This is a genomic window from Bacillus sp. DNRA2, assembly GCF_012843265.1.
Taxonomy (GTDB): Bacteria; Bacillota; Bacilli; order Bacillales; family Cytobacillaceae; genus Bacillus_BU.
On sequence record NZ_JABAIT010000089.1, the window covers coordinates 1 to 353 of the forward strand.

Here is a 353-nt window from a genome sequence, read left to right on the forward strand (position 1 = left end):
GCCATATTAATTTCAATAACGGGAAGTAGCTCAGCTTGGTAGAGCACTTGGTTTGGGACCAAGGGGTCGCAGGTTCGAATCCTGTCTTCCCGACCATTCGCACTTCTTTAATGGGGCCTTAGCTCAGCTGGGAGAGCGCCTGCTTTGCACGCAGGAGGTCAGCGGTTCGATCCCGCTAGGCTCCACCAAAAAAGTAGTTGACAAATAGATATTTAATTTGTTACTATTAAAAAGTTGCTTTTGCAACATATTACATTGCTCTTTGAAAACTAAACAAACAAACGTCAACAATAAACAAATTATAGTGTGATTGACTTCGGTCAAAAACACTAGCCAACGTAACTTTTATGAGC

At 42.2% G+C, this 353-nt stretch carries 2 tRNA genes; both read left to right on the top strand.

The annotated features are described in order from the left end of the window. Positions 1-19: 19 nt before the first annotated feature. Positions 20-96 (top strand) — tRNA-Pro (locus HHO41_RS22125). Between the two features lie 16 nt (positions 97-112). Then, a tRNA-Ala gene (locus tag HHO41_RS22130) sits at positions 113-188 on the top strand. Positions 189-353 lie beyond the last annotated feature (165 nt).